The following is a 14,831-nucleotide window of genomic DNA, read 5'->3' as shown; positions in this document are numbered from 1 at the left end:
CCTTTATTCTAAAACATCACATAAAGTTGTGAGCCTGGTCACATTTTGTACCCTCTCCACAGGCTCATCATGACTCTTCGCTCGCTGTCCATCGCTACTCGCAATCTGCTCTGTTTTGGCATTCTTGCGACACTTGTCGCCGCCCTCGGCTTGTTCGGCTGGTTCCAGTTGGCGCAAATCCGCCAGTTGGGGCACCAGGTAGAACAGCGCCATATTCCCACGCTCGTCGCTGCTAATGATTTGGGACTGCTGCTGGCGCGAACCCGCATCGAAACCCTGCGTCTGCTGGCCATGCCCGATGCCGAAACCCTGGCCAACACCCGCAAGAAGCTGGACGGCCTGAGTACCGACGTCCAGGCCGCCTTCGGGCGCTATCAGCAAGGCGCGCTATCGCCACAGAGCCGGCAGGCACTGGACGATCTGCGCCAGGTGCACCGGGAATACATGCACGGTGTGCGGCAATTGGCCGACCTGGCCAGTGCCGGCCAGATGGCCGAGGCGCGCCAGGTAGTCCAGCAGAGCATGGCACAGCTGGGTATCCGGATGAATGCCAGCATCGAGACGCTGCGCAACGCGGTTCAGCAGGATATCCATCTTGCCAGTACCGAGGCCGATACCGCCTATGAGCGCTCAAACGGCGTGACCGGGCTGGCGATCCTGCTAGCTCTGAGCCTCACCGGGTTGCTCGCCTGGCGTCTGACACGTAGCGTCGCCCGCCCCATCGCCCAGGCAGTGGCGGCAGCCCGTACCATCGCCGCGGGTGATCTGACCCAGGCGCTGGATAGCCGTGGTAGGGACGAGGCGGCTCAGCTGCTGCAGGCCATGCAGCAGATGCAGACCCAGTTGCGCGAGACCCTCGCGCACATTGGCGATTCGGCCACTCAGCTGGCTTCGGCCGCCGAGGAGATGACCGCGGTGACTCAGGAAGGCGCCCACGGCTTACGCCAGCAGAACAGCGAGATCGAGCTAGCAGCCACCGCCGTCACCGAGATGAGCCAGGCGGTCGAAGAGGTCGCCGGCAATGCCGGCTCGACCTCCACCGCGTCGCGCCAGGCCGCCCAGACGGCGGCCCAGGGCCAGCGCCAGCTGGATGAGACCCTCGGAGCCATCGAAGCCCTCACCGACCAGGTCCTTGGCGCCAGTGCCCAGGCCCGTGAGCTGGAAAGCCAGACTCGCGACATCAGTCAGGTACTGGACGTGATCCGTGCGGTGGCCGAGCAGACCAATCTGCTGGCGCTCAACGCCGCCATCGAAGCCGCCCGAGCCGGTGAGGCGGGCCGCGGCTTCGCCGTGGTGGCCGACGAGGTACGGGCCCTGGCCAAGCGCACCGGGGACTCGACCAGCGAGATCGAGAAGATGATCGGCAGTATCCAGCAGGGCACTGGCCAGACCGTCGATGCGCTGCTGAGCAGTGCCGATCAGGCACGCCTGACCCGGGAACAGGCCCAGGCGGCCAATGCCGGCCTCGCTGCCATCGCAGGTGCGGTATCCGGCATCGACGAACGCAACCTGCTGATCGCCAGCGCTGCCGAGCAGCAGGCCCAGGTGGCCCGTGAAGTGGATCGCAACCTGGTACGCATCCGCGACCTCTCGGTGCAGACTGCCGCCGGCGCCGAGCAGACCTACAGTGCCAGCCAGCAGATGGCGGCACTGGCGGATACCCTCAGCGGCCAGGTGCAGCGCTTCCAGTTCTAGTAGCAGATCGAACATGGCGAATGGTCAGCCCGGACGCCGTGTCGGTGCCTAGATCCGATTTAAGACGAATGACCATCAAGTCACGGCGGTCCTAGCCGTTACAAGGGGCCTCAATCTTCACCGGGGCTGCCGCCGTGACCTTTCGTTCCTTCTCCATCGCCATCCGCAGTGTGCTGTGTTTCGGCCTCCTGGCCATCCTCGTGGCCAGTCTGGGCCTGTTCGGGCTGCTGCAACTGTCGCAGATCCGTACCCAGGGTCAGGTAATCGAGACCAACAACGTTCCCAGCATCGTCGAAGCCGATAACCTGGCCCTGCAACTCGCCCGGACCCGGGTCGAGGTGCTACGCCTGCTGGCGATTCCGGATGCCGCCACCGTCGCCGCCACGCGCAAGAAGATCGATGGCATCAACGCCGACATCGAAGCCGGTTTCGGTCGCTATGAAAAACTCATCAGCGCTGATCGTGAGCGCCAGGCCTTCGACGCCCTGCGCCAGATCCAGCGCGACTACAGCCGTTACACGGGCCAACTCGCCGATCTCATCAATGCCGGCAAGCTCGACGATGCCCGTAGCCTGATCCAGACCAGCATGGCCCAGCTCGGTGCGCAGATGAACGAGCGCACCGAAGCCCTGCGCAAGATCAACCAGGAAGACATCAAGGCCGCCTCCCAGAACTCCAGCGACACCTACACCCAGGCCACCTCCATCACCTGGATGGTCATCGCCCTGGCCCTGAGCCTGACCGTGCTGCTGGCCTGGCGCCTGACCCTGAGCATGACCCGGCCCATCGCCGAAGCCGTCGCCGCCGCCCGGACCATCGCCAGCGGCGACCTGACCCAGACCCTGGACACCCGTGGTCACGACGAGGCCGCCCAGTTGCTGCAGGCCATGCAGCAGATGCAGGCCAACCTACGCGATACCCTGGGTCACCTGGGCCATTCCGCTACTCAGCTGGCCTCGGCCGCCGAGGAAATGACCGCGGTCATGCAGGAGAGCGCCCATGGCCTGCAGCAGCAGAACAGCGAGATCGAGATGGCGGCCACCGCCGTCACCGAGATGAGCCAGGCGGTGGACGAGGTGGCCGGCAATGCCACCTCCACCTCTTCCGAATCGCGCCAGGCCGCCGATACCGCACGTCAGGGCCAGCGTCAGCTGGGCGATACCCTGGGCGCCATCGAGGTACTCACCGAAAACGTACTGGGCGCTAGCGAACAGGCCCGCCAGCTGGCCGAACAGACCCGCAACATCAGCCAGGTGCTGGACGTCATCCGCGCGGTCGCCGAACAGACCAACCTGCTGGCGCTCAACGCCGCCATCGAAGCCGCCCGTGCCGGTGACGCCGGTCGGGGGTTCGCCGTGGTCGCCGACGAGGTCCGCGCCCTGGCCCATCGCACCGGCGAGTCCACCCGCGAGATCGAAGGCATGATCGGCAGCATCCAGCAGGGCACCGGCCAGACCGTCGATGCGCTGCTGACCAGCGCCGACCAGGCGCGCCAGACCCGCGAGCAGGCGCAGTCGGCCAACGCCGCCCTGGCCGCCATCGCCCAGTCGGTGTCGGGCATCGACGAGCGCAACCTGGTGATCGCCAGCGCGGCCGAAGAGCAGGCCCAGGTGGCCCGCGAGGTGGACCGCAATCTGGTGCGCATCCGCGATCTGTCGGTGCAGACCGCCGCCGGCGCCGAACAGACCCGCGCCGCCAGCCAGCAGCTCTCCGAACTGGCGGTGGAACTCAACGGCCAGATCCGCCGCTTCCGCGTGTGACCTGGCCGGCAGGGACGCTCCTGCCGAACGCGGTCGCGGTGGCAAAACAGAAAGGCGCCCGCTACGCTGGCGCCTTCGCCCACCGCGCCCCTCTCGCATGAGCTACCGCTACGTCATCTTCGACTTCGACGGCACCCTGGCGGACAGCCTGCCCTTTCTGCTGAGCTGCCTCGGCGAGCTGGCGCGAACCCATGGCTTTCGCCAGCCGGCGCCGGAGGAGTGGCCGCAGCTGCGCGCCGCCTCCCTGACCGGCCTGCTCGACAGCCTGGGCATCCCGCTGTGGCGCGTACCGCGGATCGCCCGTCACTATCGCCGCCTGCTGGCCCAGCGGGGCGACCAGGTCGCTCCCTTCGCCGAGATCCCCCAGGCACTCGACCAGTTGCAGACCAGCGGACTGCAGCTGGGGCTAGCGACTTCCAATTCCGCCGCCGCGGTCCACCAGGTACTGCCCCAGGCCGGACATCTGTTCCCCGATGGCGAATTCGATATTCCCCTGCTGGGCAAGGCGCGGCGCCTGGCGCGCCTGATCCGCCGGCAGGGCGTCGCGCCGGCCGATGCGCTCTATGTGGGCGACGAGCTACGCGATCTCCAGGCCGCGCGCCGCGCGGGTCTGGGCTGTGCTGCAGTGGCCTGGGGCTATGGTTGCCCGACCACCCTACGAGCGCAGCGCCCCGATCTCTTTTTCGAACAGCCAGCCGAGCTGCTCCGGCTGACGTCCTCTCCCTGCTGAAGGAATGCCCATGAAGTCTCTGTTGCTGGTCGCTGGTCTCTGTCTGAGCGGTGTGCTGCACGCCGCCGAACTGCAGGTGCGAGTGGAGACGGTCGATGCCTCGGGAGGCCAGCTGCTGCTGGCGGTGTTCGCCAGCGAAGACGCCTGGAAGGAACACAAGACACCCGTGGCCCAGGCCCATATCGCCGCCCAGCCAGGTGTCCAGGAACAGCGCTTCGAGCTGCCACCCGGGCGCTATGCCGTATCGGTCATCCACGACAGCAACAGCAACAGCACGCTGGATACCAATTTCATCGGCATGCCCACCGAACAATACGGCTACAGCAACAATCCGCCGCTACGCATGCGCATGGCCACCTTCGAGGAATGTGCCTTTACCCTGCCAGCGGCTGGCCTGCAGCAACAGGTGACGCTGCGCTAGCGAGTGGCTTCATGCACAGGCTTCCAAACAGAAAATCAACAGACTTACCCACAGGTCATTTAGCGGCGACGGCTAAGCTACGCGCTGAACAAGAGTGGATAACTCTCTGGGCCTACGCAAGAAATCCCTTGACTTGAGAATATCGCAGGAAACTGGTCATTATTTGATCAATTCTCTGCAAGCCGCGTCAGTCATGGCCTTCAGGACAGAACGAACAACCTATCCACAGGCCTATGCAGCTCTATTGTGGGTTGTGGAAAACCCCCAAAAATGAATTGATCATTTTTTGTACAATCCTCTGCAAGCCTTGCCAACCCTGGCCTACAGGGTGAGTCCCACATCTTTTCCACAGGCACGCACACAGTAGATGTGGGAAACCGGGCAATAGCGGCGTCACTCCGCTCTTCCTCCGAGTCGTTCCATATTGGCTATTTTTTGATCGATTTTAGCCTGGCTTCCGTCCCTTGAGTTGCTGACAACTTGCCCAAGGCTTATCCACAGCCTTTACCTGTCAGGCAATGACGGCAAAGGACGCTTTCGTACGCGGGTTGACTGATCTGATCACCGCGTACCGAATTCGATCAACAAGGCAAACTCTGCTGCAGGCCTTCTGGTACGGGCCTTTGCGTCTAGAGCGAACAGACTGCCCACAGAGTTATGCACAGGCCCAGGGTCGTTCAAGCATAAAAAAAGACCGCCTAAGCGGTCTTTTTGAAGCGCAGGTGCATGCTCAACGCGCAGTGCGCACGCTATCCGACAGCTGCTTGCAGAGCCCGAGCACGCCATCGATGGCGGCACCGGAGGATTCGGCCTTGGCGATCTGATCGACGAAAGCCGAGCCCACCACTACGCCATCGGCGATCCGAGCGATCACTCGGGCCTGTTCCGGGGTACGGATACCAAAGCCGACCGCCAGGGGCAGGTCGGTAAAGCGCCGCAGACGTGCCACGGCAGCCTCGACATGCTCCGTGGTAGCCGAACCGGCCCCGGTCACGCCGGCGACGGAAACGTAGTAGACGAAACCGGAACTGGTATTGAGTACTCGCGGCAGGCGGGCGTCATCGGTGGTCGGCGTGGTCAGGCGAATGAAGTCGATGCCGGCGGCCTGGGCGGGCAGGGCCAGCTCGGCGTCATGCTCGGGCGGCAGGTCGACCACGATCAGGCCATCCACGCCAGCCTCGGCGGCTTCCGCCAGGAAGCGCTCCACGCCATAGCGGTGAATGGGGTTGTAGTAGCCCATCAGCACCAGTGGCGTCTCCCGCTCTTCGCGGCGGAAGTCCCGCACCATCTCCAAGGTCTTGGCCAGGTTCTGGCCACCCTGCAGGGCACGCAGGGCAGCAGCCTGGATGGCCGGACCGTCGGCCATGGGATCGGTGAAGGGCATGCCCAGCTCGATGACGTCGGCACCGGCCGCCGGCAGGCCCTTGAGGATCGCCAGGGCAGTGTCATAGTCCGGGTCGCCTGCGGTGGTGTAGGTGACCAGGGCCGCGCGGCCCTCGGCCTTCAGCGCGGCGAAACGGGTTTCCAGGCGGCTCATAGCTTGTCTCCCAGGTGGCTCATCACGGTCTGCATGTCCTTGTCGCCGCGGCCCGAGAGGCAGATCACCATGAGGTGGTCCTTGGGCAGGTGCGGAGCGCGCTTGTAGGCCTCGGCCAGGGCGTGAGCCGTTTCCAGCGCCGGGATGATGCCTTCCAGGCGGCAGGTCTGGTGGAAGGCCTTGAGTGCCTCGTCATCGTTGATCGGCACGTATTCCACGCGCTTCACGTCGTGCAGGTGGGCGTGCTCCGGGCCGATGCCGGGATAGTCCAGGCCAGCGGAAATAGAGTGGGCGTCGATGATCTGGCCATCGTCGTCCTGCAGCAGGAAGGTGCGGTTGCCGTGCAGTACCCCGGGCACCCCGCCGTTGAGGCTGGAGGCATGCTTGTTGGTGTCCACGCCGTGCCCGCCGGCCTCGACGCCGACGATGGCGACGTCGGTGTCATCGAGAAATTCGTGGAACAGGCCCATGGCATTGGAGCCGCCGCCGACGCAGGCGATCAGGCTGTCGGGCAGGCGTCCTTCCTTCTCCAGGATCTGCGCGCGGGTCTCGCGACCGATCACCGCCTGGAAATCGCGGACCATGGCCGGATAGGGGTGCGGACCGGCCACGGTGCCGATCAGGTAGAAGGTGTCGGCAACGTTGGTCACCCAGTCGCGCAGGGCCTCGTTCATGGCGTCCTTGAGGGTGCCGGTACCGGACGTGACCGGAATCACCTCGGCACCCAGCAGCTTCATGCGGAAGACGTTGGCCTGCTGGCGGTCGATGTCGGTGCTGCCCATGTAGATGACGCAGGGCAGGCCGAAGCGCGCGGCGACGGTAGCGGTAGCCACTCCGTGCATGCCGGCACCAGTCTCGGCGATGATGCGGGTCTTGCCCATGCGCTTGGCCAGCAGGATCTGGCCAATGCAGTTGTTGATCTTGTGCGCGCCGGTGTGGTTCAGCTCTTCGCGCTTGAGATAGATCTTGGCGCCGCCGAAGTGCTCGGTCAGGCGCTCGGCGAAGTACAGCGGATTGGGCCGACCGACGTAGTCGCGCTGGAAATAGGCCAGCTGCTCGAGAAACGCCGGATCTTCCATGGCGGTCTCGTATTCGCGCTGCAGATCGAGGATCAGCGGCATCAGGGTTTCGGCGACATAGCGGCCACCGAACTGGCCGAACATGCCTTGAGCGTCGGGGCCCTGGCGATAAGCGGTCTGGGTCATGGGATTCTCCTGCGAAGATGGATCTACCTTACCTGCTTGAGTGCTGGCGATAAATCGATAAGATCGCGATGACCTGTCAGGAAACCTCACAGATGAGCGATCCCCGCGACTTACCACCCCTGAATGCCCTGCGCGCCTTCGAGGCCACTGCCCGCCTGGGCGGAATGAGTCGTGCCGGTGACGAGCTGCATGTGACCCATGGTGCTGTGAGCCGGCAAATACGTGCGCTGGAGGAACAGCTGGGCGTGGCCTTGTTCCGTCGCGAGGGCCGCGGCCTGGCGCTGACCGAGGCCGGGCTGAGATTGCGCGAGGTGAGTGGCGATGTCTTCGAGCGGCTGCGCGAGGTCTGCGCCGAACTCAAGGCCGGCAATCGCCAGGGGCCCTTCGTGCTGGGTTGCCCCGGCAGTCTGGTGGCGCGCTGGTTCATTCCACGGCTGGATCGGCTCAATAGGGATCTGCCGGAGTTGCATTTGCACCTGTCGACCCGTACCGACGACACCCCCCTCGCCGCCGCCGGCCTAGACGCCAGCCTGCTGTTCACTGAAAGCGCACCACCACAGGACGTCATGCCCTACCACCTGGCGCCTGAGCGCATCGGTCCGGTACTGAGCCCCTACTGCCCGGCCTATCTGAGACTCAAGGAAGGCGACCTCTCGGCGCTATTGGCGGAGCGGCTGCTGCACACCCTGTCGCGGCCCCAGGCCTGGCCACAGTGGTTCGCCACCCAGGGCCTGGAAACACCGGCGCTGGAATACGGGCAGGGCTTCGAGCACCTCTATTACCTGCTGGAGGCGGCGTTGTCGGGACTGGGGGTAGCGATCGCGCCGGAGCCACTGGTGGCGGCGGATCTCAAGGCGGGGCGACTGGTCGCGCCCTGGGGTTTCGCCGGGACCGGTGCGGAATTGGCGTTGTGGGCGCCTGGCCGGTTGGCGGATGAGCGGGTGGAACAGTTGGCGGCTTGGCTCAGACAGGAGCTGGCCGGGTCCTGAGGCCAAAGGCATCCCGGCCGGGATGCCTTTGGCAGGCGATCAGTTGTCGCCGCGCAGCAGCGCCCAGCCGACCAGAATGGTCACGCCGGCGGCAATGCCAACGGTGGCCCAGGGATGTTCGCGGGCAACACCACCAGCGGCCCGGCCATACTGGCGGGTCAGGCGGCGCACGTCGTCATAGACCTCTTCCAGCGAATCACCCGAGTGATGCAGGGCTTCGCGAGCGGTGCTCTTGAAGGTGTTCAGACCGCTGCGGGATTCGCGAGCGGCATTCTTCTTCAACGATGCCAGCGAGTCGAGCAGGCTGTTGATTTCGTTCTCGATGCCGGCGATGGACGCTTGGTAATCGGTGTTACGGGCCATGACAACCTCCTGAGGTGGACGGATTCAGGAAATGTGACTACCGAGCCGTTGGAAAGTGCAGCATAAAGCCCTGGGCTGGCACCTGGGCAGTGAACTTATCAGGGCTTTTCGCAGCCTCAAATGACAGCGGCACCCTTCCCGGCGAGTCGACCGCGACACCGGTCAACCGGTAGCCGGCCACCGGCTGCAACGCCCGTCATTGCTGACCCAGGAGACTGTTCATGTCCGATCATCACACCTACAAGAAGCTGGAAATCGTTGGCTCCTCCACTACTAGCGTCGAGGATGCGATCAACAACGCTCTCGCCGAGACCTCCAAGTCCGTGAAGAACCTCGAGTGGTTCGAAGTGGGCGAGATCCGTGGCCATATCCAGGATGCCAAGGTAGCCCACTACCAGGTCACCCTGAAGATCGGCTTCCGTATCGAAGCGAGCTGAGCTGATACCCCTTTCCTCCCCGAGCAAAAGGACAGGCAAGATGCGTAAAGTCGTGATCACCCTCGGTTTGTTGGCCCTGAGCGGCGGTGCCTTCGCCGCTGGCACCTCGTGCGACACGGTCAAGGCCGATATCGATGCCAAGCTGCAGGCCAAGCAGGTGGCGCACTACAGTCTTGAGGTGGTGGACAAGGGCAGCGCCAGCGCTTCCGCCAAGGTGGTGGGCAGTTGCGAAGGTGGTAGCAAGGAAATCGTCTACCAGCGTCGCTAAACCCTGACTAAAAGGTGCCGCCATTGGGTGGCATCCTTGAGCACTTGGCAAAACGCCCGCGGCCAATTGACCGCAGGCGTTTCATTTTCAGAGTTCCGCCGCGGGTCCGAAGAACTCGTGGCGAATCTGCTGCTCCGGTACGCCCAGTTCCAGCAGGTCACGGCGTACCTGGGCCATGAACGGCTGTGGGCCAAGTACATAGGCGTCCAGGTCGCGGGCCTTGGGCAGCCAGCGCTGCAGGCGCGTCTTGTCCAGTCGCGAAGCGAAGGCTTCCTCGGCTACCGGCTCGCTGTAGCAGAAGTACAGCTGCAGTTGCGGATGATGAGCGGCCTGCTCTTCGAGCCAGTGACCGAAGGCCTGCACCCCGACATGGCGGGTACAGTGAATCAGCTGGATTGGTCGCCCGCTCGGCAGGGCCGCCGACACCATGGGCAGCAGTGGCGTGATGCCGACGCCCCCGGCGATCAGCAGCAGAGGCTTGGTCGACGCCTGCAGGACGAACTCGCCAGCAGGCGCAAAGACCTGCAACATGGTGCCTTCATGGGCCTCGGTGTGCAGGAAGCGCGAGACCAGGCCACCCGGCTGATGCTTGACGCTAATGCGATAGCCCTGACCCTCACTGGTCGCCGAGATCGAATAGTTGCGCCGGTACTCGACGCCGTCCAGGGTGACGCTCAGGCCCAGGTATTGGCCGGGCTGGGCGATGCTGGTCGGCAGGCCGTCGACCGGTTCCAGGTAGAAGGAGCTGATCTCTTCGCTTTCCGGCTCGATCCGCGCGATGCGGAACGGGCGTCCGCCGCGCCAGCCTCCAGGCGCGTCGGCCTGGGCCGCATAGCGCTGTTCTTCGGCGCCGATCAGCAGATTGGCCAACTGTCCATAGGCTGCGGCCCAGGCGTCGATCACCGCATCGGTGGCCACCTCGGTGCCCAGCACCTCGCGAATGCTCTGCAGCAGGGCGATGCCCACCAGCGGATAGTGATCCGGCTGGACCTGCAGGGAGACGTGCTTGTTGACGATCTGCTCGACCAGCGGTCCCAGGGTATCCAGGCGATCGATGTAGCGAGCGTACATCAGCACTGCCCGGGCCAATGCCCGCGCCTGGGCACCGCTGGCCTGGTGGGCACCGTTGAACAGCGGACGGATCTCGGGGTTGTTGTTCAGCAATTTGTCGTAGAAGTGCCGGGTCAGGGCTTCACCGCCGGTTTCCAGCAGAGGAACGGTGGCCTTGATGATGGCTTGTTGCTCGGATGACAGCATGGCAGGGTTCTCCAAAACAGGACTGCCCTGGCCGTATCACGAGTCGTGCCAGCTTAAAACCTGCGCTAGATCAGGCCTTTGCCCAGTCGAGCGGTCATAATGACCAGGTCCCCATGACTCGCCGAGGTCAAATTGACTCGTCCCACCCTGCTCGATGTGATGGTGCCGCTGGTGGCGGATCTGGCCCGCGATCTGCCCGATCAGCAGCGCTATGCCAGTCTGCTCGACGCCCTGCGCCAGGTGCTGACTTTCGATGCGGTGGCCTTGCTGCGCCTGGACGGCGAGGTGCTGGTGCCCCTGGCGGTGCGTGGCCTGAATGCCGATACCCTGGGACGCCGCTTCAAGGTCGGCGAGCATCCCCGCCTGGCGCTGCTGCTGGCGAGCCGCACCCCAACCCGCTTCGCCGCCGACTGCGACCTGCCCGATCCCTACGACGGCCTGGTGGAAGGCGTGCACGGGCACCTGGAGGTTCATGACTGCCTGGGCTGTCCACTCTATGTGCAGGACCAGCTCTGGGGACTGCTGACCCTGGATTCGCTGCGGGCGCAGAATGCCCGCCCCGAGGATCTCACTACCCTCGCCGCCTTCGCCGGCCTGGCCGCCGCCACCGTGGCCGCCGCCGAGCGCATCGGCCAGTTGTCCGCCCGCATCGTCAGCGAGCACGAGTTAACCGTGGCCTACCAGCAATCGGTGGGGCATCAGCGGCCCCGCGAACTCATCGGCCAGAGTCCGGCCAGCCTGCGGCTGCGCCAGGAGATCGAGACCGTGGCGGCCAGCGACCTGACGGTGCTCATCACCGGCGAAACCGGGGTTGGCAAGGAACTGGTGGCCGAGGCGGTGCATGCGCGCTCCCTGCGCCAGCAGCGGCCGCTGATCAGCCTCAACTGCGCGGCTCTGCCCGAGGCGCTGGTAGAAAGCGAACTCTTCGGCCATGTGCGCGGCGCCTTTTCCGGCGCGGTCAGCGAGCGCCGCGGGCGTTTCGAACTGGCCGACGGCGGTACCCTGTTTCTCGACGAGGTCGGCGAATTGCCCCTGACGGTGCAGGCCAAGCTGCTACGGGTGCTGCAGAGCGGCCAGCTGCAGCGCCTGGGCTCGGATCGCGATCTCAAGGTGGACGTACGCATCATCGCCGCCACCAATCGCGACCTGGCCGAAGCCGTGCGTGACGGGCGCTTTCGTGCCGATCTCTATCACCGCCTGAGCGTCTACCCCCTGGCGGTACCCGCCTTGCGCGAGCGCGGGCGCGACGTCCTGCTGTTGGCGGGCTTCTACCTGGAACAGAATCGCGCGCGACTGGGGCTGCGCGGCCTGCGCCTGACCCCCGCGGCGCAGCGCATCCTGCTGGCCTACGATTGGCCCGGTAATGTGCGCGAGCTCTCTCACCTCATCAGTCGCGCGGCGCTCAAGGCCCATGCCGGCAGCGCGGAGCGTGGCGGCATTCTGACCCTGGACGGCGAGCAACTCGGCCTGCCGCTGGATGCCGCGCCTCTGCCCAGTGACGATCCCGTGGTCCCCGCCACCTCTCTGCGCGACGCCACCGACGCCTTCCAGCGCCAGACCATCACCCAGACCCTGGAGCAGCATGGCCAGAACTGGACCCTGGCCGCCGCGGCCCTGGGGCTGGACCGCGCCAACCTCGCCCGCCTGGCGCGCCGGCTCGGTCTCAGGTAGTCCTCAGAGGGCTTTCTGCACCGCTGGCAGGCCGGGCTGGCCGTCGCGGGTGGTGACCCCCTGCAGCCAGGGCTCCAGCACCTGGGGATGCGCCTTGAGCCAGGCCTTGGCGGCGGTGTCATAGCTGCCGCCCTTGTCCCGTGCGGCGCTCATGATGGCGTTTTCCATGTCCAGGGTGAATTTCATGTTGGTCAGCAGTCGGGCCGGATTGGGGCACTGCTCGGCGTAGCCCTTGCGTGTCAGGGTGTTCACCGTACCGGCGGTACCAAAGTACTTGTCACCCCCGGTCAGGTACTTGATCGGGTAGTCGACGTTCATGGGGTGCGGGGTCCAGCCGAGAAAGACCACCCACTTGTCACGCTTCACCGCGCGCCCTACCTGGGACAGCATGGCCTGTTCGCTGGACTCCACCAGCTGCCAGCTGCCCAGGCCGAATTCGTTGTCCTGGATGATCTTCTGCAACGACTGGTTGGCCGGCGCACCGGCCCCGATGCCGTAGATCTTCTTGCCGAACTTGTCGGCATGCTTGGCCAGATCGTCGAAGCTCTTCACTCCGCCCTCCCAGACATAGGTGGGCACGGCCAGGGTGAATTCGGTACCGACCAGGTTCTGCGCCAGCTCGGTCACCTGGCCGGTCTTCACGAACTGGTCATAGTGCGCCTGCTGTGCCGGCATCCAGTTGCCGAGGAAGGCGTCCACCTGCCCGTTGCGCATGCCACCGTAGATGATCGGCACCGCCAGGGTATCGACCTTGCTGGTGTAGCCCAGCGCCGTCAGCACCGCCCCGGTGAGGGCATTGGTGGCGGCGATGTCACTCCAGCCCGGATCGGCCAGGCGAACCGTTCCGCAGGCCTGATCCTCGGCCTGGGCCGACAGGCTGACCAGGGCCAGCGTGAACGTAGCGATGATTCCGTGTTTCATGGCCGTTCTCCATAGCGGTTCAGGGTTGAGGGTAGCGCGCGCGACGCTCCAGGTCGTCGAGATCGATGTGATTGCGCATGTATTGCTGGCTGGCATCGACGAAGGGCTGGTGATCCCAGCTGGTCCGCTCGCCCTGCTCCAGGGCCGTCGCGACGAAGCGCCGCCGCCGCTGGCTGGCCAGTACCTCGCCGTGCAGGCGCTCCAGATCCCAGCGCTGGCGGACCTCGTCCTGGAAGCTGGCGAGCAGCTCGGCGTAATCGGCGCTGGCGGCCAGGTTCTCGCGCTCCAGCGGATCGTTCTGCAGATCGAACAGCAGCGGCGGGTCCAGTTCGCAGTGGATGTACTTGTAGGGGCCGCGGCGGATCATCAGCAGCGGGCTGACGGTGCCCTCGGCCAGGTATTCGCCGATGACCTCGTCATGCCCTTCCCGTCCTTCGAGGTGCGGCAGCAGCGAGCGCCCGTCCAGCGGCAGCTCGGCCGGCAACTGGCCGCCGGCCAGCTCGACGAAGGTCGGCAGCAGATCCATCGTCGAGACCGACGCCTGCACCCGCGCCGGGGCGAAACGTCCGGGCGCATGGATCAGCAGCGGTACCCGCGCAGCCATCTCGAACCAGTGCATCTTGTACCAGAGCCCGCGCTCGCCGAGCATGTCGCCGTGATCGCCGGAGAAGACGATCACCGTATCGTCGGCGAGACCGCACTCCTCCAGGGTCTTGAGCAGGTGGCCGACCTGGGCGTCGACATAGCTGCAGGCGCCATAGTAGGCCTGGCGGGCGTCACGGATCTTGGCCTCGGGCAGCGGCTTGTCCCAGAGATCGATCACCTTGAGCAGGCGCTGGCTGTGGGGGTCCTGCTCGGCCTGGGGAATGGCGCTGTCCGGCAGGGGGATGTCGACGTCGTTGTACAGGTCCCAGTATTCCCGTGGAATGGTGTAGGGATCGTGGGGGTGGGTCAGGGACACGGTCAGGCAGAACGGCTTGTCGTCGCCACGGCGCACGTGATCGTAGAGATACTGGCGCGCCTTGAAGACCACCTCCTCGTCGAAATCCAGCTGGTTGGTGCGCACGCAGGGCCCGGCCTGCAGCACCGAGGACATGTTGTGGTACCAGCTCGGGCGCACGTCCGCTTCGTCCCAGTTCACCGCCCAGCCATAGTCGGCGGGATAGATGTCGCTGGTCAGGCGCTCTTCGTAGCCGTGCAGCTGATCCGGTCCGCAGAAGTGCATCTTGCCCGAGAGCGCCGTGCGATAGCCGAGGCGGCGCAGGTGGTGGGCATAGGTGGGGATATCGGCGGCGAAGTCGGCGGCGTTGTCGTAGCCGCCGATCTTCGACGGCAGCTGGCCGCTCACCAGGGTGAAGCGCGAGGGCGCGCACAGCGGGCTGTTGCAGTAGGCGGAATCGAACACCACGGCGCGCTCGGCCAGGCGTTGCAGATTTGGCAGCTTGATCGGCGAGGCGGCGTCGTACAGCGGCAGGACGGGTGCCGCCATCTGGTCGGCCATGAGAAAGAGGATGTTCATCGGCTTGGACAAGATCGCCTCCGCTTCGGATCAGGGTTGCTTATGGGTGGTCCATCAT

At 65.2% G+C, this 14,831-nt stretch carries 14 protein-coding genes; 8 read left to right on the top strand and 6 right to left on the bottom strand.

Annotated elements, in window-relative coordinates; genetic code table 11:
* Positions 1-69: 69 nt before the first annotated feature.
* From APT59_RS00360 to APT59_RS00345, 4 genes are all read left to right on the top strand, one after another.
* Positions 70-1,695, top strand: coding sequence for a methyl-accepting chemotaxis protein (locus APT59_RS00360; RefSeq protein ID WP_059313041.1), 1,626 nt, complete (start codon positions 70-72; stop codon positions 1,693-1,695).
* 134 nt (positions 1,696-1,829) lie between these two features.
* On the top strand, positions 1,830-3,455 hold the full coding sequence (locus tag APT59_RS00355; protein WP_059313040.1) for a methyl-accepting chemotaxis protein: 1,626 nt from the start codon (positions 1,830-1,832) through the stop codon (positions 3,453-3,455).
* 97 nt (positions 3,456-3,552) lie between these two features.
* Positions 3,553-4,185: an HAD hydrolase-like protein gene (locus tag APT59_RS00350; protein ID WP_059313039.1), complete on the top strand. Its 633-nt coding sequence runs from the start codon at positions 3,553-3,555 to the stop codon at positions 4,183-4,185.
* Between the two features lie 10 nt (positions 4,186-4,195).
* Entirely contained in the window at positions 4,196-4,606 is a 411-nt protein-coding gene (locus tag APT59_RS00345; RefSeq protein ID WP_059313038.1) for a DUF2141 domain-containing protein, read from the top strand.
* Positions 4,607-5,336: 730 nt separating this feature from the next.
* On the opposite strand, the gene trpA is transcribed toward APT59_RS00345, so the two are convergent.
* Positions 5,337-6,143 carry a tryptophan synthase subunit alpha gene (gene trpA, locus APT59_RS00340; RefSeq protein ID WP_059313037.1) on the bottom strand — a complete coding sequence of 269 codons (807 nt, stop codon included), beginning with the start codon at positions 6,141-6,143 and terminating at the stop codon, positions 5,337-5,339.
* Positions 6,140-7,348 carry a tryptophan synthase subunit beta gene (trpB, locus tag APT59_RS00335; RefSeq protein WP_059313036.1) on the bottom strand — a complete coding sequence of 403 codons (1,209 nt, stop codon included), beginning with the start codon at positions 7,346-7,348 and terminating at the stop codon, positions 6,140-6,142. Before trpB ends, trpA begins: the two co-directional genes overlap by 4 nt.
* Before the next feature lie 92 nt (positions 7,349-7,440).
* Here trpB and APT59_RS00330 point away from each other — a divergent pair, with 92 nt between their 5' ends.
* On the top strand, positions 7,441-8,337 hold the full coding sequence (locus APT59_RS00330; protein WP_059313035.1) for a LysR family transcriptional regulator: 897 nt from the start codon (positions 7,441-7,443) through the stop codon (positions 8,335-8,337).
* Between the two features lie 39 nt (positions 8,338-8,376).
* Here the strand turns inward: APT59_RS00330 and APT59_RS00325 are convergent, their stop codons facing one another.
* Entirely contained in the window at positions 8,377-8,700 is a 324-nt protein-coding gene (locus APT59_RS00325) for a DUF883 family protein (RefSeq protein ID WP_059313034.1), read from the bottom strand.
* Between the two features lie 221 nt (positions 8,701-8,921).
* Here APT59_RS00325 and APT59_RS00320 point away from each other — a divergent pair, with 221 nt between their 5' ends.
* Positions 8,922-9,137 (top strand): dodecin, encoded by a 216-nt coding sequence (locus APT59_RS00320; protein WP_017641514.1) that lies wholly within the window; start codon positions 8,922-8,924, stop codon positions 9,135-9,137.
* Positions 9,138-9,177: 40 nt separating this feature from the next.
* A complete protein-coding gene (locus APT59_RS00315) occupies positions 9,178-9,405 on the top strand; it encodes a DUF1161 domain-containing protein (protein WP_059313033.1) in 228 nt (75 codons plus the stop codon).
* Positions 9,406-9,492: 87 nt separating this feature from the next.
* Here the strand turns inward: APT59_RS00315 and hmpA are convergent, their stop codons facing one another.
* Positions 9,493-10,662, bottom strand: a complete 1,170-nt coding sequence (gene hmpA / locus APT59_RS00310) for an NO-inducible flavohemoprotein (protein ID WP_059313032.1) — start codon at positions 10,660-10,662, stop codon at positions 9,493-9,495.
* A 132-nt stretch (positions 10,663-10,794) separates the two neighbouring features.
* On the opposite strand from hmpA, the gene norR reads away from it, so the two are divergent.
* Positions 10,795-12,333 (top strand): nitric oxide reductase transcriptional regulator NorR, encoded by a 1,539-nt coding sequence (gene norR / locus APT59_RS00305; RefSeq protein ID WP_059313031.1) that lies wholly within the window; start codon positions 10,795-10,797, stop codon positions 12,331-12,333.
* 3 nt (positions 12,334-12,336) lie between these two features.
* Here the strand turns inward: norR and APT59_RS00300 are convergent, their stop codons facing one another.
* Together APT59_RS00300 and betC are read right to left on the bottom strand one after the other, a co-directional pair.
* A complete protein-coding gene (locus APT59_RS00300; protein ID WP_059313030.1) occupies positions 12,337-13,254 on the bottom strand; it encodes a choline ABC transporter substrate-binding protein in 918 nt (305 codons plus the stop codon).
* A 19-nt stretch (positions 13,255-13,273) separates the two neighbouring features.
* Complete coding sequence (gene betC / locus APT59_RS00295) at positions 13,274-14,773, bottom strand: choline-sulfatase (RefSeq protein WP_059313029.1); 1,500 nt, start codon at positions 14,771-14,773, stop codon at positions 13,274-13,276.
* Positions 14,774-14,831 lie beyond the last annotated feature (58 nt).

Origin of the sequence: Pseudomonas oryzihabitans (genome assembly GCF_001518815.1) — a bacterium.
Taxonomy (GTDB): domain Bacteria; phylum Pseudomonadota; class Gammaproteobacteria; order Pseudomonadales; family Pseudomonadaceae; genus Chryseomonas; species Chryseomonas oryzihabitans_E.
Note: the sequence above shows the minus strand (reverse complement) of the source record. Positions and strands in the feature narration are given on the sequence as shown.